Below are 19070 nucleotides of genomic sequence, written 5' to 3'. Positions count from 1 at the left end.
AGCCATCCGAGTGCCACCACGAGCCCGCCATGCCGCGCCGACTGCTACAGCGCTACATGCCCCACCCCGACACCCTCAAGCGCAAGCGCTCACTGCGTTTCATGGGGCGGCTGATTGGCGACCCATCGCTGTGGGTGCTGTCACGTCGCAGCGTGGCCAATGCCTTTATGGTGGGCTTGTTCAGCGCACTGCTGCCGATCCCTTTTCAGATGGTGGTGGCCGCTGCCGGTGCCTGGCTGCTGCGCTGCAATCTGCCGCTCTCGGTGGGGCTGGTGTGGATTACCAACCCGTTGACCATGCCGCTGATCTTCTACGGCAACTATCGGATCGGCGCCTGGCTGCTCGACACCCCGGCGCGGGAGGCGCCCACGCGACTCTCGACGCGCTGGATCGCCGAGCAGATGGTCGACATCATGCCGATCCTGGCGATCGGTTCGCTGTTCTCGGCGGTCGTGGTGGGCCTTGCCGCCAACCTGATCATTCGCTTGATCTGGCGCTGGCAGGTATCGCGCAGTTGGCGCCGCCGTCGGTTACGTCGGCGGCGCCATCAGCGCAATGGAGAGGAGTTCTGATCAGGCCGCAGAGAGACGGCCCGCATCGAGTCGCAGTACACGGTCCTGATGGGCCGCGAGTGCCGGGTCGTGGGTGACCACCACAAAGGCGCAGGCCGTGGTGCGCGCCAGCTCATCCATCAGCGATAGAATGCTCGCCGCGGTGGTCTGATCGAGGTTGCCGGTGGGCTCGTCCATCAGCACCAGGCTGGGGTCGGTGATCAGCGCCCTGGCGATAGCCACGCGCTGCCGCTCGCCGCCGGACAGCTCACCGGGCTTGTGCTCGGCTCGCTCCGCCATGCCAACCCTGGCCAGGATCTCCCGCGCCCGCGCCTGCGCCTGCTGACGCGTCTGGCCGCGAATGATCAACGGCAGCGCGGCATTCTCCAGCGCTGTCAGCTCGGCCAGCAGGTGGTGGAACTGGTAGACGAAGCCGATGTGGCGGTTACGAAACTTGCCCAGCGCCGCTTCCTTGAACTGTGCCAGCGACTCCCCGGCCACTTTCACTTCTCCCGCGCTGGGGCTATCCAGCCCGCCGAGCAGATTGAGCAGCGTGGTCTTGCCCGACCCGGAGCTACCCACCACCGCCACCCGCTCGCCGGCCAGAACTTCAAGATCCAGCTCGTGGAGCACGGTCAGGTCCTGGGGCCCCTCGCGATAGACGCGGGTCAAGCCGCGACACTCGAGCATCACCTTGCCGACCGACGGCGAAGCGGGGGTCATCACGTCATCACTCATAGCGCAGCACCTCGGCAGGTTGAATCCGGGCCGCACGCCAGGCCGGATAGAGCGTCGACAGGAAGGTCAGCACGAAGGCCGCCGCGACGATATTGAAGACATCCGACCAGTCCAGGCGCGACGGCAGATAGCTGATGAAGTAGACATTCGAATCGAGGAACTGGATACCCAGCACCGATTCGAAGAAATTGATGATATCCGAGATGCTCAGCGCCAGGATCACACCGAGTATTACCCCGATCAGAATACCGATAAGACCGATCGCCAGCCCCTGGACGATGAAAATCCCCATGATCGATCGCGGCGTGGCACCGATGGTCCGCAGGATGGCAATATCGGCGTGCTTGTCGGTGACCACCATCACCAGCGTGGAGACGATATTGAAGGCCGCCACGGCGATGATCACCGTCAGCAGCAGGCCGATCATGCGCTTCTCCATCTGAATGGCCTGGAACAGGTTGCCGTGGGAGAAGGTCCAGTCGATGCCGCGGTAACCGCTGCCCAGGTCGCTGATGATGGCGCGAGTTTCACTGTTGGCGGCAAACAGATCATCGAGCTGCAGGCGCAGCCCTTCGACGTTGTCGCCGAGTCGCGCCAGGGTCTGCATATCCTCGATATTGGCGTAGGCCAGATTGGCATCGAGGTCGGCGCCGACGCTGAAGATGCCGCTGACCGTGAAACGCTTGAGGCGTGGGAAGACGCCCGCCGGCGTGATCGAGGCCTCGGGCACCAGCAGGGTCACCCGGTCGCCGACGCTGACGCCCAGATTGCGTGCCAGCATCGAGCCAAGTACCAGATTCCACTCACCAGGCTGTAGATCGTCGAGGCTGCCCTGCTGCATATGCCGGCCGATAATCGAGACACGCTCTTCCCACTCGGGCTCGATGCCATTGACCATGGCACCCTCGTTGCGCCCACCCACCGAGAACATGCCCTGCTGCTGGATATAGGGCGCCGCCCCGATCACCCGCTCACGCTGGGTAAGCTCCTCGGCCAGCGAGCGCCAGTCGCTGAGCCCTTCGCTGGCTTCGATCTTGGTGTGCGGCACCATCCCCAGCACCCGGTTGCGCAGCTCGTGGTCGAAGCCGTTCATCACCGATAGCACCAGGATCAACACGGCCACACCGAGCATCAGCCCCAGCATCGAGGTTAGCGAGATAAAAGAGATGAAATGGTTGCGGCGCTTGGCCCGCACGTAGCGCAGACCAAGCATGATGGGCAAGCGGTCGAGCATCGCGATCGATTCCTTGTCAGAAGGCGCACATGGTAAGGCTTTTCACCGCCAGGTGCATCGTTGTCCGTGGCCGATATTCGGCCCGATGGGGCCACAGCATGCCAGGCTTGCATCCGGACCGACAGCGTCCTACATTGCGCGCTTTGGTTACGGCCCCGGCCGGCCATGATTCATCCAGCGTGAGAAGACCGCATGGCGTTACGTCTGTTCCCCGAGTGGCACCCTCAGGATGCCATCCAGTTGACCTGGCCCCACGCCGATAGCGACTGGGCCCCCACCCTGGCGTGCATCGAAGCGACGCTGACCGCCATGGTGGTGGCCATTACCCGCTACCAGACGGTGCTGATTGCGGTCGCCGATACGACCACCCGCGAGCGGCTGGCGCACACTTTCTCATGTCTCGGCGTAAGCGGCGAGCGGCTGCGGCTGGTGGTCGCAGCCGCCGATGACACCTGGGCCCGCGACCACGGCCCGATCGCCGTGGAAGAGAACGGGCGAATCGTCTTGCGCGACTTCACCTTCACCGGCTGGGGCGGCAAGTTCACCGCCGAGCGCGACAACCGGCTCAGTCAGCAGCTCGCCCAGCAGGGGGTATTCGCCGCCCCCCTCGACGCTAACAGCCTGGTGCTAGAGGGCGGTGCCATCGAAAGCGACGGCCAGGGCACCCTGCTGACAACCGAGGCCTGCCTGCTCAACCCCAATCGCAACCCACACCTGGATCGGCGCGGCGTCGAAGCCGAGCTGGCCGCGACGCTGGGGGCTAGCCGCGTACTCTGGCTGGCCCACGGCCACCTCGAGGGTGACGACACCGATAGCCATATCGATACCCTGGCACGCTTCTGCGATCCGCACACCATCGCCTATGTCCACTGCGACGACGCCCAGGACCCGCACTACCCTGCACTCGCCGCCATGCGTGGTGAACTCGAGGCGCTGCGCCAGGCCGATGGCACGCCCTACCGGCTGGTAGCACTGCCCTGGCCGCAGCCCTGCTTCGATCCCGATGACGGCCACCGACTGCCAGCGACCTATGCCAATTTCCTGATCATCAACGGCGCGGTATTGGTGCCCACCTACGCCGATGCCGCCGACACCCGGGCCCTGGCGGCACTCGCCGAGGCCTTTCCAGGGCGTGATATCGTCCCCATCGACTGCCGCAGCGTGATCCGCCAGCATGGCAGTCTGCACTGCCTGACCATGCAGCTGCCCCGCGGCAGCCTGGCAGCGGCACCCCACTCAGCGGAGGGAACCCCATGACTCACAACCTCACGGTCGGCCTGGTCCAGCAGGCGGCCTGGCCGGACAAGCAGCGCAGCCTCGCCGAGAGCGAGCGCGGCGTGCGTGAACTGGCGGCCCGAGGCGCCCAGTTGGTGATGCTCCAGGAGCTGCACGCTACCCACTACTTCTGCCAGTTCGAGGACCCGGCGCTGTTCGACCTTGCCGAACCGCTCGATGGCCCCACCGGCCAGCGGCTCGCCGCCCTGGCCGCCGAACTCGATATCGTGCTGGTCGGCTCACTGTTCGAGCGCCGCGCCGCCGGCCTCTACCATAACACGGCGGTGGTCTACGACCGCCAGCAGGGCGCTGTCGGCCACTACCGCAAGATGCATATCCCCGACGACCCAGGCTTCTACGAGAAGTTTTACTTCACCCCCGGCGACGCCGACGCGACCCGGGGCTTTCAGCCTATCGATACCTCGCTGGGTCGTCTCGGGCTGCTGGTGTGCTGGGATCAGTGGTACCCGGAGGCGGCGCGCCTGATGGCGCTGGCCGGCGCCGAGCTGCTGCTCTACCCCACCGCCATCGGCTGGCATCCACCCGACGACGACGACGAAAAACACCGCCAGAAAGAGGCCTGGACGCTGATCCAGCGCAGCCACGGCGTGGCCAACGGCCTGCCGGTAGTCGTCGCCAACCGGGTCGGCCACGAGCCGGACCACTCTGAGGTCAGCCCTGGCATCGACTTCTGGGGCGGCAGCTTCGTATGCGGCCCCCAGGGCGAACTACTGGCGCATGCCGGTGAGGAGAGCGAGCTGCTGCTGGTCGAACTTGACATGGCCCGCGGCGAGCAGACCCGGCGCATGTGGCCCTATCTGCGCGACCGGCGCATCGACGCCTACGGCGATCTGACCCGACGCTATCGGGATTGAATTCGGAGGGATAGTGGGCAGGCTAAGACGCCGACATGAGCGGCCCCGGGGATAGGCCAAAGCGGGGGTTCTTTTCCAGGGATGGAAAAGGTAGCGCCCAGGGATGGGTTTACAGCGCCCCCGCGTAGGCCTATCGCCGGGAAAGCCGCGACTGCCGAGGCGCCGCTCTCCCAGCGCCTGGCTTACTTCCAGAAATCGCGTATCGAGGCGATGCCCTGAGCGCCCACCGCACGGGCGTGATCGGCATCGAAGCGGGTCATGCCGCCCAAGGCGAAGACCGGCATACCGGCAATCTCGACCAGCTGCTGGAAATCGTGCCAGCCCAGCGGCGCGGCATCCGGGTGGGTCGGGGTCGTGCGCAGCGGCGATAGGGTCACGAAGTCGCAGCCGATTCGCGCCGCCTGCTCGAGCTGGGCACGATCGTGGGTCGAGGCCGACAGCCACTTGCCCTCGGCAATGGGCCGCCGCTCGAGGCTCATCAAGCGTTCGCTGGTGAGGTGGATACCGTCGGCATCGACCTCGTCGAGCAGCATCGGGTCGCCGTTAAGCAGCAGCCGTGCCTCAAACTCCCGGCATAGCGCCACGGCCTGCTGGGCGCGTGCCACGTAGGCGTCATGCTCGAGGCTCTTGGCACGCAGCTGCACCAGGCGAATGCCATCTTCACGCAGCGCCCGCTCGAGCTTGGCCATAAAGACGGCGTCTTCATCCTCTTCGGCGCTGATCAGGTACTCGGTGGGCAGCATTACCGCGCGCAGAATCGGCAGATTGGCCGCCGGGAACGGATAGTTGGCCAGCTCCTCCATCGGCACCCAGCGCACCGCCTGTCCTTCGCGCCCGAACGGCTCACCGGCAAACTCATGGACCTGCCATACGTCCAGCAAAATATGCTTGTCCGGATACTCGTGATGCACCCGGATCAGCGGCTGAGCACGGAGGATCTCCACCCCCAGCTCCTCGTGCAGTTCGCGACGGAGCGCTTCGAAGCCGGTCTCATAGGGCGCCAGCTTGCCACCGGGGAACTCCCATAGGCCACCCTGATCCACGTTGGAGGGGCGCCTCGCGATCAGCACCTCATGCCGATCGCCGCTGACGATGGCGGCAGCCGCCACATGTACCCGTCTCTTGATCATTATCCCGTTACCCTTCTCATCACGGACGTCCCCAAATATCACTCATCGTTAACCGTGCTCAACTGCGATAGTCGGCGTTGATCGATACATACTCATGGGATAGATCCGAGGTCCACACCGTGGCAGCGGCCTCGCCGCGCCCCAGACGGATGCGAATCACGATCTCCTCTCCGGCCATCACCGCACTGCCGGCCTCCTCGGTGTAGCTGTCGGCGCGTCCGCCGTGTTCGACGAGGCGTACCTCGCCGAGGTCGATGACCACCTTGTCGACGTCGAAATCTGCCACCGGAGCGCGCCCCACCGCGGCCAGAATTCGCCCCCAGTTGGCATCCGAGGCATACAGCGCGGTCTTGACCAGCGGCGAGTGGGCCACGGTAAAGGCCACGTCCAGCGCCTCCTGGCGCGATTGCGCCTCGCTGACCTCGAGGGTCACGAACTTGGTCGCACCCTCGCCGTCGCGAATGATCGCCTGGGCCAGTTCGACCAGCAGTGCATCCAGCGCCGCCCGGAAGCGTGCCACGTCCGCGTCGGTGGTCACCGCCGGCCCATGTCCCGTCGCGATAAGCATGCAGGCGTCGTTGGTGGAGGTGTCGCTGTCAACGGTGATGCAGTTGAACGAGCGCGCCACCCCCTCGCGCAACCAGGCCTCCAGGTCGGCCTGGGCAATGCTGGCATCGGTGGCGACAAAGCCCAGCATGGTCGCCATGTTCGGCTGGATCATTCCCGAGCCCTTGCTGATGCCGCTGATGGTCACCGTTTCGCCACCGATCTCGACCCGGGTAGTGGCGCCCTTGGGGCGTGTATCGGTGGTCAGAATGCCCTCTGCGGCGGCGACCCAGCCGTCGGCGTCGAGGCTGTCGATGGCGTCAGGCAGCCCTGCCAACAGCCGCTGCATGGGCAGCGGCTCGCCGATCACTCCGGTCGAGAACGGCAGCACGGCGGTCCCGGCCACGTCAGCCAGGCGCCCCAGCTCGGCGCAACTGGCTTCGGCGTCGCGCATGCCCAGATCGCCGGTGCCGGCGTTGGCATTGCCGGTATTGATCAGCAGGTAGCGCGGCGTCTCGAGGGCCAGATGACGCTTGGCGACGTGCACCGGCGCTGCACAGAAGGCATTGCGCGTGAATACGCCCGCCACCGTGGCGCCCGGGGCGATCTCGATCACCACCAGGTCACGGCGCCCCGGCGTCTTGATGCCGGCCATGGCGGTGCCGAGCCGCACCCCCTCTATCGCCGGCAGCACCGGAAAGGTGTCCTTGCCTACGGCCATGCGTGTCTCTCCTTACTCGATAGGTATCAGCTCAGCTTGCCGCAGCACTGCTTGTACTTCTTGCCCGACCCACAGCTGCAGGGATCGTTGCGCCCCACCTTGGGACCTTCACGCCGCACCGGACGCCCGTCAGCACCGGGTGCCGGGCGGGCGGGTTCGGCGTCTGCTGCCGGATCGTCGTCGAGCGCCTCATGGCGGGCGGCACCCGCTTTCTGGCGCTCCAGCTCCTCGCGACGCTTACGCTCCAGTTCCTCGACCTCGTCCGGACGGCGCACCTTGACGTGGCTGAGAATCCGCGTGATATCGGACTTGATGTTGATCAGCAGATCCTGAAACAGGGTAAAGGACTCGCGCTTGTACTCCTGCTTGGGATTCTTCTGCGCATAGCCGCGCAGGTGAATACCGCGGCGCAGATGGTCCATCGCCTGCAGGTGCTCTTTCCAGCGCGAGTCGAGAACCTGCAGCATGACCTGCTTCTCGAAGCGACGCATCAGCGCTTCACCGACGGTCTCGACCTTGGCGGCATACACCTCGCGGTGCTGGGCCTGCAGCTTTTCACGCAGCTGCTCCTCGTGGAAACGCTCGTCATCCGCGGCCCACTGCACCACCGGTGCATCGATATTGAACTCGCTCTTGAGGTGCTCCTGAAGCCCCTCGAGGTCCCACTGCTCCTGCAGGCTCTGCGGCGGCACGAACTCGCTGATCGCCAGGTCGAGCACCTCTTCACGAATCCCCAGTACGTTCTCGGAGACATCCTCGGCGCCGAGGATCTCATTGCGCTGTTCGTAGATCACCTTACGCTGGGCATTGGCCACGTCGTCGTACTCGAGCAGCTGCTTGCGAATATCGAAGTTGCGACTCTCGACTTTCTTCTGGGCCCGTTCGACGGCGTTGGAAACCATCTTGTGCTCGATCGCCTCACCGCGTTCCAGGCCCAGGGCCTGCATCAGGCGCTGCACGCGGTCGGAGCCGAACAGTCGCATCAGGCTATCTTCCAGCGACAGGAAGAAGCGCGTCGAGCCGGGATCGCCCTGGCGCCCCGAGCGGCCCCTTAGCTGGTTATCGATACGCCGTGACTCATGGCGCTCGGAGCCAATCACATGCAGGCCACCGGCGGCCAGCACCGCCTCGTGGCGGGCCTGCCACTCGGCCTTGGCCTGTTCGATGTCGGCAGTACTGGGATCCTCGAGCTTGGCGACCTCGGCCTCCCAGTTGCCCCCTAGCACGATGTCGGTACCGCGACCGGCCATATTGGTGGCGATGGTAATCGCGCCGGGTCGACCCGCCTGGGCGATGATCTCGGCTTCGCTCTGGTGCTGCTTGGCGTTGAGCACGTTGAAGTCGAGCTTGGCCTTGCGCATCAGGTCGGCCAGGTACTCCGAGGTCTCGATCGAGGCGGTACCCACCAGTACCGGGCGACCCGCCTCGGTCTCGGCCTGGACCTCCTTGATGATCGCCTCGAACTTCTCCTCGCCGGTCAGATAGACCAGATCGTTGAGATCCTTGCGCGCCAGCGGGCGGTTGGTGGGAATCACCATCACGTCGAGGCCGTAGATTTGGCGGAACTCGAAGGCCTCGGTGTCGGCGGTACCGGTCATGCCGGACAGCTTCTCATAGAGACGGAAGTAGTTCTGGAAGGTGGTCGAGGCCAGGGTCTGGCTCTCGCGCTGTACCGTCACCCCCTCCTTGGCTTCCACCGCCTGGTGCAGGCCCTCCGACCAGCGCCGGCCAGGCATGCTGCGTCCGGTGTGCTCGTCGACGATCACCACCTGACCATCGTTGACGATGTAATCGACATCGCGCTGATAGAGGTGACGCGCTCGCAGCGCCGAGTGCATGTGCTGAAGCAGGTTGAGATTCTGCGCCGCGTAGAGCGAGTCGTGCTCGCCGAGCAGCCCCTCACCGCGCATCAGCTCCTCGACCCGGTGGTGGCCATCCTCGGTCAGCTCGACCTGCTTCTGCTTCTCGTCGAGGAAGAAGTCACCGCTCTCGGGGTCCTCGGGATCGCTGCATTTTGTCAGCCCCCCCGCCAGGCGGTCGACGGTCTTGTACATCTCGGTGTTCTCTTCCACCGGACCGGAGATGATCAGCGGAGTGCGCGCTTCGTCGATAAGGATCGAGTCGACCTCATCAATGATGGCGTAGTGCAGGCCGCGCTGGACCTTGTCCTCCAGCGAGAAGGCCATGTTGTCGCGCAGGTAGTCGAAACCAAACTCATTGTTGGTGCCGTAGGTGATGTCACAAGCGTAGGCGGCACGTTTCTCTTCACCGCTCTGACCGGAATAGATGGTTCCTACCGAGAGCCCCAGGAACTCATACAGCGGGCGCATCCATTCGGCATCGCGGCGCGCCAGATAGTCGTTGACGGTGACCACGTGGACACCCTTGCCGGGCAGCGCATTGAGGTAGACGGCCAGGGTGGCCACCAGGGTTTTGCCCTCGCCGGTCTTCATCTCGGCAATGCGGCCATGGTGCAGGGCGAGCCCGCCGATCATCTGCACGTCGAAATGGCGCATCCCCATCACCCGCTTGCTCGCCTCGCGGACGGCGGCAAATGCCTCGGGCAATAGGCGATCAAGGGTTTCACCGCCGGCCAGGCGTTCACGCAGCTCACTGGTAATATTGCTCAGGGCAGCGTCATCGAGGGCCTCATAGCGCGACTCGAGCTGGTTGATCTCAACGATCGGTCTGGCCAGGCGTTTGACTTCGCGGTCGTTCTTGGAGCCGACCATCTTGCGTAATAGGGAATTCAACATGACATGTTCACTCGTAGCGTGGAATCGAAACACAGCGTTTCGACCGGCATCGACCGGTCGTCGCTGGCGCCATCCAAGGCGTCTTCAGATGGAATGAGCAAACACGTCAGGGGGGCCTCGGCGAGACAGCACGTCGGCACCCGCCACCCGGCGCAGGCCACAGATGGCGCGTCGACGCCCCGTGCGCCTCGGGACAGGCGGGCGCCGGCGGGTGATGGGGAGCCAGCGCCGACGGCGTGCCAGACGCCGGCTTTCGGCACGAATGCTGTCCGGTACCAGCCAGCAGATTTGCACCACGCGGCTGACCAGGCGTACGTCGCCCTGGGCCAGGCCCGCGGGCAGCAGACAGCCCACCAGCAAGCCAGCAAGCCACCAGCGACTACGCACGCGGCGGCGCGTGGTCAGCGCCGCTTCGCGACGGACGTCGGGCGTGGGCTGCTCGTGGGAAGCTGGGCCAGCGTGACTCATGCTGTCGATGTACTCTCTGGCATGCTAGATTGCCTGCTATCGTTTGGCGTCCTAAGTGCAAGCCCATGAGTATAAAGGTTAAGCGTTTCCGCGCCCAGCCCGTGGCCCGACTACTCGGCGGTCAGGGGGAACTCGGCGGGCTGATGCGCATGGCGCAGTTGATCGGTCGCGCGCAGCAGCTGCTGCGCGAGCAGCTCCCCGAAGAGGTACGCGAACATGTATTTGTCGGCGGCTATCGCGACGGCAAACTGACGCTGATTACCGATCGCGCGGTGTGGCTGACCTGGCTGCGCTATGAACAGCCGCGCCTGCTGGCGCTACTCCACCAGCATCGCGAGTACGAGGCCGTGCTCGGCTTCACCCTCAAGGTGCGTCCGGTGCGACCACTCAAGGTCCCGCCGCGCCAAACCCGCGCCCTCTCGGCCAACGCTGCCGACGAACTGTCGAGCTGTGCTGCCGATACCGACGATCCGCGTCTGAAGCGCGCCCTGGAGCGCCTGGCGGGCCACGCCGAACCTAGCAGCGAGCCTAACTAAGCCAATCGAGTAGGAGGGGGAGTCGCCTCCCCCGTCCTCTCACACCACCGGGCATACGGTTCCGTACCACGGCGGTTCACGAAGAACGGCTAAGCCCTCTTACCGTATCCAGCACTGATACCAGCCCCTGCTGACCGAACCAGCGGTTCGGCAAGGCGTGGCGCATATGCAGAGCACCTGCATTCCACCAAGGACCGCGCCCGTTTACCGCTGACTTCCAGGCACGTACCTCGCCCAATCCCAGCGCTACGAGCTTGCGCCGCCGGGTCCGTGGACGCTTCCACTGTCGCCAGATGACGCAACGCAGTCGCCGGCGTATCCATTGATCCAGCGCTTCCAGCGGGCGCTTCACGTCGACAAGGCTGAAGTAGCTGCCCCAACCCCGCAGGACGGGGCTCAGCTCCTTGATGACTCGCCGGGTGCTGCGCCCTCTGCCACGCTTGAGGATCTCGCGGACACGCTGCATCAGGCCCTGTAGGCTGGCCTTGGCGATGGTCAGCTTTGGCAGCTTGTGCCGGGTCAGCGTGTAGCCCAGATACCCACGGTTCCAGGGCCGGTCCACCGCACTCTTGTCGCGATTCACAGTCAACCTGAGCGAGCTCTCGAGAAAATCACTCAGGCTGGCCATGACGCGCTCGCCCGCTCGCCGACTCCTGACATACACCTGCATGTCGTCGGCATAACGGCAGAAGCGATGACCGCGGCGCTCCAGTTCCTTGTCCACGTCGTCTAGCAGGATATTGGCCAGCAGCGGGCTCAGCGGCCCACCCTGAGGCGTTCCCTGTTGACGTGGCGCGGTCAGGCCATCCTGGAACAGGCCGGCCTCCAGATAGCGACGGATCAGGCGCCGTACCCGCTTGTCGCGGACACGGCGTGCGACCCGCGCCATCAGCAGATCGTGGTTCACTCGATCAAAGAAGGCTTCCATGTCGAGGTCGACCACCCAGCGGTGGCCGGCAGTAACGTGGGCTTTCATGATCGAGACGGCCTGCTGGGCGCTGCGCTTGGGTCGATAGCCGTAGCTCGATGCCGAGAATGTCGGATCGAAGATCGGCGTCAGCACCTGAAGCAGCGCCTGCTGGATCAGCCGGTCGGTGACCGTGGGAATGCCGAGCTGCCGCGTCCCGCCCTTGGGCTTGGGAATCTCGACGGCCCGGACTGGGCTGGGATGGTACTCACCGGCCAGCAGCCGCTCACGCAGCGTCGGCCAGTGCCGTTTCAGGTGGTCAGCCAGTTGATGCACCGTCATGCCATCGACACCCGGTGCGCCTTTGTTGGCAACCACCTTCCGGTAAGCCCGCGCCATGTTGGCCTTTTCTACCACGGCTTCCATGAGCGGGGCGGGCTCCACTTTCGTCCACGATGACGACGCCGGGACCGTCTCGACGCCCACCGGCCGGGACTTGGGGTGCTGCCCCTGCCCCTCTGGGTGGGTGGCGGTATCAGCGCCAGTGGCTGTCTTCATGATCGATCCTCGAGACGTCATCGCCTACTCGCGGTTCTTCATGTTCGGCCCTTGGTGCCGCGGTGAACCGGCACTTACTATGGCCTCGGCTGACGTCTGGTGGCCCATCCCGTCGCCTCTCGACGCCGGTAGCACCGTGGCAGACCACCAGACCTCCCAGGGTAAGACGCGCGACCTTCCCGCTTATGCCTGTCGGATATACGTCATGGCGTTCCGTGCAAGTATCGGGCTTTGATGAGTTGGGCCATCTCACCCCGCCATGACGCCTCGTATCCGCTTCCTGTTCGTTAGGCCAGCGTTTTGCCTCGGGCTTCCTTCAGATTCCCCCTCGCGGGAGACACCCTTGCCGTCGGCTAGCACTTCCCCTTGCCGGGCGTGCAGGGGACTTTCACCCCCAAGTCATCCCGAGGCACCACCCTCAGGAACAGCGCCAGTCAGGCGCTGCGCGCCATGCCTGGCGCACCAAGAAAAAAAAATCGAGTCGCTACGCGAAGCGATTCACCTCTGCGACGTATAAGTCGCCACGCCATACTCACAATAAAGGTGTTCTTCCATGGCTAACAATCACTATGATGCCATCGTGGTAGGCTCTGGCATAAGCGGCGGCTGGGCCGCCAAGGAGCTGACCGAAAAAGGCCTCAAGGTACTCCTTCTCGAACGAGGCCGTAATATCGAGCATGTCAAGGATTACACGAACGCTTCTAAAGAAGTCTGGGACTATCCCCACCGTGATCGACCCACCCAGGAGATGAAAGAGAAATTTCCGGTCTTGAGCCGCGACTATCCATTGAATGAATCGACCATGGGACTGTGGGCCGACGAACAGGCCAACCCCTATGTCGAGGAGAAGCGGTTCGACTGGTTTCGCGGCTACCATGTGGGCGGGCGTTCACTGATGTGGGGGCGCCAAAGCTACCGACTCAGTCCCATGGACTTGGAGGCCAACCAGCGTGAGGGGATCGCCATAGACTGGCCGATTCGCTACGAGGACCTGGCGCCCTGGTATGACTACGTAGAACGTTTCGCGGGTATTGCCGGTACCCGTGAGGGACTGGATGTGCTGCCCGATGGCGAGTTCCTTCCTCCGATAGCACTCAACTGCGTGGAGAAGGACGTCGCCAAGCGTATCGAAGAGGCCTTTGACGGGCAGCGCCACTTGATTCATAGCCGAGTGGCCAATATCACTCAAGCCAAGCCGGAACAGAACCGGGTCGACTGCCAGTATCGCAACAAGTGCTGGCTGGGCTGCCCTTATGGCGCCTATTTCAGCACTCAGTCGGCGACGCTACCAGCCGCCATGGATACTGGAAACTTGACGCTGCGGCCCTTCTCGATCGTCACCCAGGTGCTCTACGACAAGGATCGCAAACGCGCTCGCGGCGTCGAGGTCATCGATGCCGAGAATCATCAGACCTACGAGTACACCGCCGATCTCGTGTTCCTGAATGCGTCGACATTCAACTCGACCTGGATACTGATGAATTCCGCCACCGATATCTGGGAGGGCGGCCTGGGTAGCAGTAGCGGTGAGTTGGGCCACAACGTCATGGACCACCATTTCCGCTGCGGTGCCAGTGGTGACGTCGAGGGCTATCTCGACAAGTACTATTTCGGACGGCGTCCGGCCGGTTTCTATATCCCTCGCTTTCGTAACGTCGACGACCAACACCGGGCCTATGTGCGGGGGTTCGGTTACCAGGGCGCGGCGAGTCGCCAAGGCTGGGATCGAGAGATTGCAGAACTCAACATCGGTGCAGAGTTGAAGCAGGCGCTCAGCCAACCAGGGAGCTGGACCATTGGCATGACTGGCTTCGGCGAGATGTTGCCCTACCACGATAACCTCATCTCACTCGATCACAGCGTGCGTGACAAGTGGGGGCTGCCGGTGTTGAGCATCGATGTGGAGCTCAAGCAGAACGAGCGGGATATGCGCCAGGACATGATCCAGGATGCCGTGGATCTCTTGGAAGCCGGCGGTGTGCAGAACGTCAAGGGAGAAGAAGGCGACTACGCGCCGGGCATGGGAATTCACGAGATGGGCACGGCGCGCATGGGGCGGGACCCAAACACCTCAGTGCTCAATGCTTACAACCAGGTATGGGATGCCCCCAATGTCTTCGTCACCGACGGCGCTTGCATGACGTCATCCTCCTGCGTCAATCCATCGCTGACCTATATGGCACTGACTGCCCGCGCGGTCGATCACGCGGTAGAAGAACTCAAGCGGGGGAATCTGTGATGCATCGTCGTGAACTACTCAAGATGATCAGCGTGGCGACTGGCACGGCATTGATCGGTGGCCACTCCTTGTTGGCGTTTAGTGCCCTCGACGAGAGTGAGCACGACTTCACTGCCCAGGATGTCCAGCGGCTGGATGAGTTGGCCGAGACGATTCTACCGCGCACCGATACCCCGGGTGCCAAGGATGCCGAGGTAGGCGCTTTCATGACGCAGTTCGTCACTGCCTGCTACAGCGCTCAGGAGCGCACCCTCTTCCACCATGGGCTGGCACAGCTCGAGGCGCGCAGTCGCGCTGAATATGGCCAGGCGTTCCTGGCACTGGACGAGCCGCAACGGCGTGAGCTGATTGGTGAGCTGGACCGGGAAGCCCTTGCTCAAGTGGAAAATTCCGACACGCCCCATTACTTCACCATGATGAAACAACTGACGCTATTCGGTTTCTTCACCTCAGAGGTGGGCGCCACGCAAGTCTTGCGCAATGAAGCAGTGCCTGGTCGTTACGATGGCTGTGCACCCTACGAGGAGGGGGAGCCCGCCTGGGGCACCACCTGACAGACGGCTGGGGCACTGCGCTCGACGCCGTTGAGACGCGTATCACAACACCCCAGTGAGCAGCTGCTTTCTCTCGATATGCCATTCATCTGTGGCGGGCCAACGGCCCGTCAGGAGGTGTCTTGCTGTCCGATGGCGCTGCGCTGCTCGTGAGGGCCCCTTCCCAGGCTCTTCAATGACAACAATCGGAGCAATGGACATGACTCACAACTTTCACCCTCGCCTCCTGCTGGTTGCCGGCTTGGCGGCAGTCGGCACTACCCCCAGCCTGGCGCAACTGGTCTACGAAGGGGAGTCGGGAGAACTCACCTTTGGTGGCGATGTCGAGCTGGATATCAATGCTCAGAACACCCATGCCGGCGAAGGTCCGATCTTTTTCGAAGACGATGTCGATCATGGCGATGAGTTCAATCAGACCGGACGCATCCTGCTCGATATCGGTGGCGAGCGCCGCAGTCCAGCCCACCACTATGCTCGTTTCAAGGTGCAGCCGCTGATTCAAACCGATGGCGACTTCGCCGTCGATGATGCCTGGCTCGCCATCGGCAATCGCCATGGACTGGAGTTCAAGGTCGGCCGTTTCGAGGCATACGACCTGTTCCCTCTGGGGCAGGATGTCTTCGTTGGCTTCAGCGGCGATACCTCGGACGGCCTGTATCGCGATGGTCAAGGGTACGTCTATCAAGCCAAGGAGGGGCGTGGCCGTGGCGGCGACTCCGGCCAGGTAATGGTCAGCCAGCGCAGCGGCAACCTTTACGCCGAGATCTCCACGCTATTCGGCGATCGCACCGATCTCTTCGATACCGATACCTACCACGGTTACCGGATCGATCCCGACGAGCACAGCAAGGACTCCTTTATCGTGCGTCCCGTCATCGCCTGGACACCCGGGCCCTGGACTCTGGCGGCGGGGCTCGAGACCAATCTGGTCGACGATGCCATCGTCGATGAGCGCGGGGCCGACATCGGCGATCGTACCGGCTACGGGATGCGGGTCTCCTACCGGGCCGGCGACTGGCAGTGGAATGTCAACCTTGCCCACCTGGATGCCTTTGAGGAGACCAATCAGACACTGGGGGTAAATGCGCTATGGCGCCAGTTTGGTGTGGGCTATATCCATGCCCGCAACGACATCGACGACGTCAATCCCGTGGAGGGTGACGATGTCGTGTTCAGTGTCCCGGGGCGCTACGACATCGACACGCTCTATACCTCCTACCATTTCGCCGATGTGCTCAGTATCGACGACCTCAGTCTCTATCTCGGGGCTTACTACAGCCGTATTGACCACCAGCAGATCGACAACCTGGACGACGCCGACCGCTACGGCGCCCGGGTGCGTTTCAAGTACCTGTTCTAAACAGCAAGGAGTCTAATGATGAATACCCCCACACGCATGATCTGGATGACCTGCAGCAGTCTGGTGGCACTGTCCGCCGTAGCCGACGAGTCCACGGCGACGGAGGGGCTCGATCCTCGCCAACAAGCCGCCAAAACGGAGGTATGGGAGCCGGTCCCCCCCGTGGTGTCGGCCCCTGAGGGGCAAGCCCCGTCAGATGCCATCGTTCTCTTCGATGGCAGTGGCCTGGAGGCCTGGGAGGCCGACGAGGGTGGGCCGGCGATGTGGCGTCTCGAGGGCGATGCCATGACGGTGGAGCGCGGTAGCGGTGGCATTCGCACCCGACAGGATTTCTGCGACGTGCAGCTCTACCTGGAGTGGCGTGCACCGGCCGAGATCGATGGCATGCAGGGCCAGGATCGCGGCAATAGCGGTGTCTTCCTGCAGGAGCGTTACGAGATTCAGGTACTCGACTCCTACGACAACGCGACCTATCCCAACGGCCAGGCCGCATCGGTCTACAAGCAGCATATTCCCTTGGTCAATGCGTCACGCCCACCGGGCGAGTGGCAGAGTTACGATATCCTCTACACGGCGCCGCGTTTCGACGCGTCGGGGGAACTGACCTCGCCCGCCTATGTCACGGTACTGCACAACGGCGTGCTGGTTCAGCACCACGTCGAGATTCAGGGCACCACCGAGTGGATTGGCGAACCCGATTACGACGAGGCGCATGGTTGTGCACCAATCTATCTGCAGGACCATGACGCCGCGGTGAGTTTCCGTAATATCTGGGTCAGGGAGCTATAAACCCAATAGTAGTTAATGACAGACGGCGGAACGTCACGGTAACTCGACACAGCGCCCCAGCGAGCTGGCACCGGGCTCGATGCCCAGCGCATCGGCGGTGCCGGCGAGCACCGCCTGAGCAGCTAGAAATGCCTCGCGTGGACGCCGCATGCGGATGCTCTCCATCAGCACACGGTGGCGCTCGAGGCTATCGTCGGGGTCGCTGGCGCTCTCATTGGACATCGACACCAGCAGATGGATCGAGGGGCGCAGGATATGCGACAGCTGCGCCCAGACGATGTTGTGGGTGGCCTTGAAGATCGCCACGTGGAAGGCCACATCGCACTCGCTATGCAGGCGACGCTCCTCGGCACAGCTGGCGTTGCGCAGGTTCTGGCCCAGCCCCTCGAAGGCCTCCTCGATGGCGACCAGATCGCGCGCCTTGGCGCGTCGGGCAGCGGTCATCGCCACATAGGGCTCGACGTCGAGGCGAAAAGCCAGGATCTCACGCTGAATCTCCGGGTTGGGCGCCGCATAGTGGGTCATCCACTCGGTCACCTGGGGGTCGAGAATATGCCACTCGCTGTATTCCCGCACCTTGGAACCGTGGCCGGAGATGCGCTCGATGATGCCGGCGTCTACCAACTGACGCAGATCGCTGCGAACCGCCGAGCGGTTAATGGCAAAGCGCTCGCAGAGGTCCAGTTCGCGAGGCACGAAGTCGCCGGGCTGGTAGCGGCCGGCGAAGATCGCCTCGGCGAGGTGTTCGGCGATACTCGGTCGCGTCGCCGGCTTCGGTAATGGTGACGTCAAAACGGAGAGATCCTGTGATGGTTGTTGGTCATCATAACGTATTGGCTCGCTCGGCTGGATGCTGCAGCGCCGCCCCGGCACCGCCGCGTAGCCGCATTTCCAGCCGACGCTCGTAAAGCCCCTTGACGGTTAGCGTGCCCAGCACCAGGGTCCCGCCCACCAACGCCATGGGCGCCGGCTGTTCCGAGATGATCCACCACGCCAGCAGCGTGCCCACCACCACTTCCAGCAGCAGTAGCAGCCCCACCTCGGCGGCGGGCAGATAGAGCGGGCCGCGCTGCAGAAGGGTCACCCCGCAGGGCACGATGATCAGGCACAGCAGGACCACCACGGCGAGCTGATTCACCGGCGGCAGCGTGGTCTCGGCGCCGGCCAGCCAGAACAGCCCGGCCACGCTACCGACAATCAGGCCGTTGAACACCAGCATCGGGCTCATGTCGATGCCGGGCCGGGTGCGACACAGGGTGAAGTTGATCGCCAGCGTGGTCGCCGCCATCAGGGCAAAAGCGTTCCCCACCCAACTGCCGGCACCGGCGTCATCCAGGGCGATCATGGCGATCCCGGCCAGGCACAGCCAGATCGCGATCCAGGTGCGGCGCGGTAGGCGCTCCTTGAGAATCACCCACGATAGTGCTGCAGCAATCAGCGGCGCACCGGCCAGTATCATCAGCACGTTGCCGGCCTTGGTGTACTGGTTACCGAGCACGAAACCGCAGGTGGTGAGGCTGAACAGCAGCGCCACGGCAATGCCGGTCCAGCCGCAGCGGCGGTAGACGGCCCAGATGCCGTTGCCGTGGCGCATCAGGGCGATCAGAAAGAAGCCCAGCGCCGACAGAAAACCCCGCCACATCAGAATCTCGGCGTCGGGCAGGTTGGCGACCTTGATCAGCAGCGCATCCGGGGCCATGATCAGCGCCCCGCCGGCGGTCAACAGCAGGCCTTGCTGACGATGCGAAAGTGAGGAAAATGCCGACATATCAGTGATTGTCCCTCGGTGGGCTGACCCGCGCGACGTCGCGGTATTTGGTCGCCGGCGTCAGG

17 protein-coding genes are annotated in these 19070 nt (G+C 63.7%); 8 read left to right on the top strand and 9 right to left on the bottom strand.

Going from position 1 to position 19070, the window contains the following annotated elements:
* Positions 1-29: 29 nt before the first annotated feature.
* Positions 30-572 (top strand): DUF2062 domain-containing protein, encoded by a 543-nt coding sequence (locus IEI94_RS16350; RefSeq protein ID WP_191168326.1) that lies wholly within the window; start codon positions 30-32, stop codon positions 570-572.
* Here IEI94_RS16350 and IEI94_RS16345 read toward each other — a convergent pair whose 3' ends face one another.
* Complete coding sequence (locus IEI94_RS16345) at positions 573-1289, bottom strand: ABC transporter ATP-binding protein (protein WP_224750169.1); 717 nt, start codon at positions 1287-1289, stop codon at positions 573-575.
* The gene (locus tag IEI94_RS16340) at positions 1282-2523 is read right to left on the bottom strand and encodes a lipoprotein-releasing ABC transporter permease subunit (RefSeq protein ID WP_191168325.1); all 1242 of its coding nucleotides are present in this window, start codon (positions 2521-2523) and stop codon (positions 1282-1284) included. The genes IEI94_RS16345 and IEI94_RS16340 overlap by 8 nt, the downstream gene beginning before the upstream one ends.
* A 192-nt stretch (positions 2524-2715) precedes the next feature.
* Between IEI94_RS16340 and IEI94_RS16335 the strand changes: the two genes are divergently transcribed.
* Together IEI94_RS16335 and IEI94_RS16330 are read left to right on the top strand one after the other, a co-directional pair.
* On the top strand, positions 2716-3780 hold the full coding sequence (locus IEI94_RS16335) for an agmatine/peptidylarginine deiminase (RefSeq protein ID WP_191168324.1): 1065 nt from the start codon (positions 2716-2718) through the stop codon (positions 3778-3780).
* Positions 3777-4673, top strand: coding sequence for a carbon-nitrogen hydrolase (locus IEI94_RS16330; protein ID WP_191168323.1), 897 nt, complete (start codon positions 3777-3779; stop codon positions 4671-4673). The genes IEI94_RS16335 and IEI94_RS16330 overlap by 4 nt, the downstream gene beginning before the upstream one ends.
* Positions 4674-4855: 182 nt before the next feature.
* On the opposite strand, the gene IEI94_RS16325 is transcribed toward IEI94_RS16330, so the two are convergent.
* From IEI94_RS16325 to IEI94_RS16310, 4 genes are all read right to left on the bottom strand, one after another.
* Positions 4856-5803, bottom strand: a complete 948-nt coding sequence (locus IEI94_RS16325; protein WP_191168322.1) for a Nudix family hydrolase — start codon at positions 5801-5803, stop codon at positions 4856-4858.
* A 58-nt stretch (positions 5804-5861) separates the two neighbouring features.
* Positions 5862-7070, bottom strand: coding sequence for a bifunctional glutamate N-acetyltransferase/amino-acid acetyltransferase ArgJ (gene argJ / locus IEI94_RS16320; RefSeq protein WP_191168321.1), 1209 nt, complete (start codon positions 7068-7070; stop codon positions 5862-5864).
* Between the two features lie 26 nt (positions 7071-7096).
* Positions 7097-9826, bottom strand: a complete 2730-nt coding sequence (secA, locus tag IEI94_RS16315; RefSeq protein ID WP_191168320.1) for a preprotein translocase subunit SecA — start codon at positions 9824-9826, stop codon at positions 7097-7099.
* Between the two features lie 84 nt (positions 9827-9910).
* Positions 9911-10294, bottom strand: coding sequence for a hypothetical protein (locus IEI94_RS16310; protein WP_224750168.1), 384 nt, complete (start codon positions 10292-10294; stop codon positions 9911-9913).
* 65 nt (positions 10295-10359) lie between these two features.
* Here IEI94_RS16310 and IEI94_RS16305 point away from each other — a divergent pair, with 65 nt between their 5' ends.
* Entirely contained in the window at positions 10360-10830 is a 471-nt protein-coding gene (locus IEI94_RS16305) for a DUF721 domain-containing protein (protein WP_191168319.1), read from the top strand.
* A gap of 76 nt (positions 10831-10906) precedes the next feature.
* On the opposite strand, the gene ltrA is transcribed toward IEI94_RS16305, so the two are convergent.
* A complete protein-coding gene (gene ltrA, locus IEI94_RS16300) occupies positions 10907-12295 on the bottom strand; it encodes a group II intron reverse transcriptase/maturase (RefSeq protein WP_191168318.1) in 1389 nt (462 codons plus the stop codon).
* A gap of 553 nt (positions 12296-12848) precedes the next feature.
* On the opposite strand from ltrA, the gene IEI94_RS16295 reads away from it, so the two are divergent.
* The 4 genes from IEI94_RS16295 to IEI94_RS16280 all read left to right on the top strand — a co-directional run bounded on the left by IEI94_RS16295 (position 12849) and on the right by IEI94_RS16280 (position 17237).
* Positions 12849-14534, top strand: a complete 1686-nt coding sequence (locus IEI94_RS16295; RefSeq protein ID WP_191168317.1) for a GMC oxidoreductase — start codon at positions 12849-12851, stop codon at positions 14532-14534.
* Positions 14534-15088: a gluconate 2-dehydrogenase subunit 3 family protein gene (locus tag IEI94_RS16290; protein WP_191168316.1), complete on the top strand. Its 555-nt coding sequence runs from the start codon at positions 14534-14536 to the stop codon at positions 15086-15088. Before IEI94_RS16295 ends, IEI94_RS16290 begins: the two co-directional genes overlap by 1 nt.
* A 199-nt stretch (positions 15089-15287) precedes the next feature.
* Positions 15288-16448 carry a carbohydrate porin gene (locus tag IEI94_RS16285; protein ID WP_191168315.1) on the top strand — a complete coding sequence of 387 codons (1161 nt, stop codon included), beginning with the start codon at positions 15288-15290 and terminating at the stop codon, positions 16446-16448.
* 18 nt (positions 16449-16466) lie between these two features.
* Positions 16467-17237 carry a DUF1080 domain-containing protein gene (locus tag IEI94_RS16280; protein WP_224750167.1) on the top strand — a complete coding sequence of 257 codons (771 nt, stop codon included), beginning with the start codon at positions 16467-16469 and terminating at the stop codon, positions 17235-17237.
* A 33-nt stretch (positions 17238-17270) separates the two neighbouring features.
* Here the strand turns inward: IEI94_RS16280 and IEI94_RS16275 are convergent, their stop codons facing one another.
* Positions 17271-18029 carry a FadR/GntR family transcriptional regulator gene (locus tag IEI94_RS16275; protein WP_191168313.1) on the bottom strand — a complete coding sequence of 253 codons (759 nt, stop codon included), beginning with the start codon at positions 18027-18029 and terminating at the stop codon, positions 17271-17273.
* Positions 18030-18060: 31 nt separating this feature from the next.
* Positions 18061-19005 (bottom strand): DMT family transporter, encoded by a 945-nt coding sequence (locus IEI94_RS16270; protein WP_191168312.1) that lies wholly within the window; start codon positions 19003-19005, stop codon positions 18061-18063.
* Between the last annotated feature and the right edge of the window lie 65 nt (positions 19006-19070).

This window comes from Halomonas sp. ML-15 (genome assembly GCF_014779595.1).
GTDB lineage: Bacteria > Pseudomonadota > Gammaproteobacteria > Pseudomonadales > Halomonadaceae > Franzmannia.
The sequence above is the reverse complement of the archived record's forward strand: the minus strand, read 5'-3'. Positions and strand labels throughout refer to the sequence as shown.

Excerpts from the sequence above, each read along its gene's own strand:
- IEI94_RS16280 (WP_224750167.1), top strand. The coding sequence starts at position 16,467 with ATGAATACCCCCACACGCATGATCTGGATGACCTGCAGCAGTCTGGTG.
- secA (WP_191168320.1), bottom strand. The coding sequence starts at position 9,826 with ATGTTGAATTCCCTATTACGCAAGATGGTCGGCTCCAAGAACGACCGC.
- IEI94_RS16345 (WP_224750169.1), bottom strand. The coding sequence starts at position 1,289 with ATGAGTGATGACGTGATGACCCCCGCTTCGCCGTCGGTCGGCAAGGTG.
- IEI94_RS16295 (WP_191168317.1), top strand. The coding sequence starts at position 12,849 with ATGGCTAACAATCACTATGATGCCATCGTGGTAGGCTCTGGCATAAGC.
- IEI94_RS16290 (WP_191168316.1), top strand. The coding sequence starts at position 14,534 with ATGCATCGTCGTGAACTACTCAAGATGATCAGCGTGGCGACTGGCACG.
- IEI94_RS16270 (WP_191168312.1), bottom strand. The coding sequence starts at position 19,005 with ATGTCGGCATTTTCCTCACTTTCGCATCGTCAGCAAGGCCTGCTGTTG.
- IEI94_RS16350 (WP_191168326.1), top strand. The coding sequence starts at position 30 with ATGCCGCGCCGACTGCTACAGCGCTACATGCCCCACCCCGACACCCTC.
- IEI94_RS16305 (WP_191168319.1), top strand. The coding sequence starts at position 10,360 with ATGAGTATAAAGGTTAAGCGTTTCCGCGCCCAGCCCGTGGCCCGACTA.
- IEI94_RS16330 (WP_191168323.1), top strand. The coding sequence starts at position 3,777 with ATGACTCACAACCTCACGGTCGGCCTGGTCCAGCAGGCGGCCTGGCCG.
- ltrA (WP_191168318.1), bottom strand. The coding sequence starts at position 12,295 with ATGAAGACAGCCACTGGCGCTGATACCGCCACCCACCCAGAGGGGCAG.
- IEI94_RS16325 (WP_191168322.1), bottom strand. The coding sequence starts at position 5,803 with ATGATCAAGAGACGGGTACATGTGGCGGCTGCCGCCATCGTCAGCGGC.
- IEI94_RS16335 (WP_191168324.1), top strand. The coding sequence starts at position 2,716 with ATGGCGTTACGTCTGTTCCCCGAGTGGCACCCTCAGGATGCCATCCAG.
- argJ (WP_191168321.1), bottom strand. The coding sequence starts at position 7,070 with ATGGCCGTAGGCAAGGACACCTTTCCGGTGCTGCCGGCGATAGAGGGG.
- IEI94_RS16340 (WP_191168325.1), bottom strand. The coding sequence starts at position 2,523 with ATGCTCGACCGCTTGCCCATCATGCTTGGTCTGCGCTACGTGCGGGCC.
- IEI94_RS16310 (WP_224750168.1), bottom strand. The coding sequence starts at position 10,294 with ATGAGTCACGCTGGCCCAGCTTCCCACGAGCAGCCCACGCCCGACGTC.
- IEI94_RS16285 (WP_191168315.1), top strand. The coding sequence starts at position 15,288 with ATGACTCACAACTTTCACCCTCGCCTCCTGCTGGTTGCCGGCTTGGCG.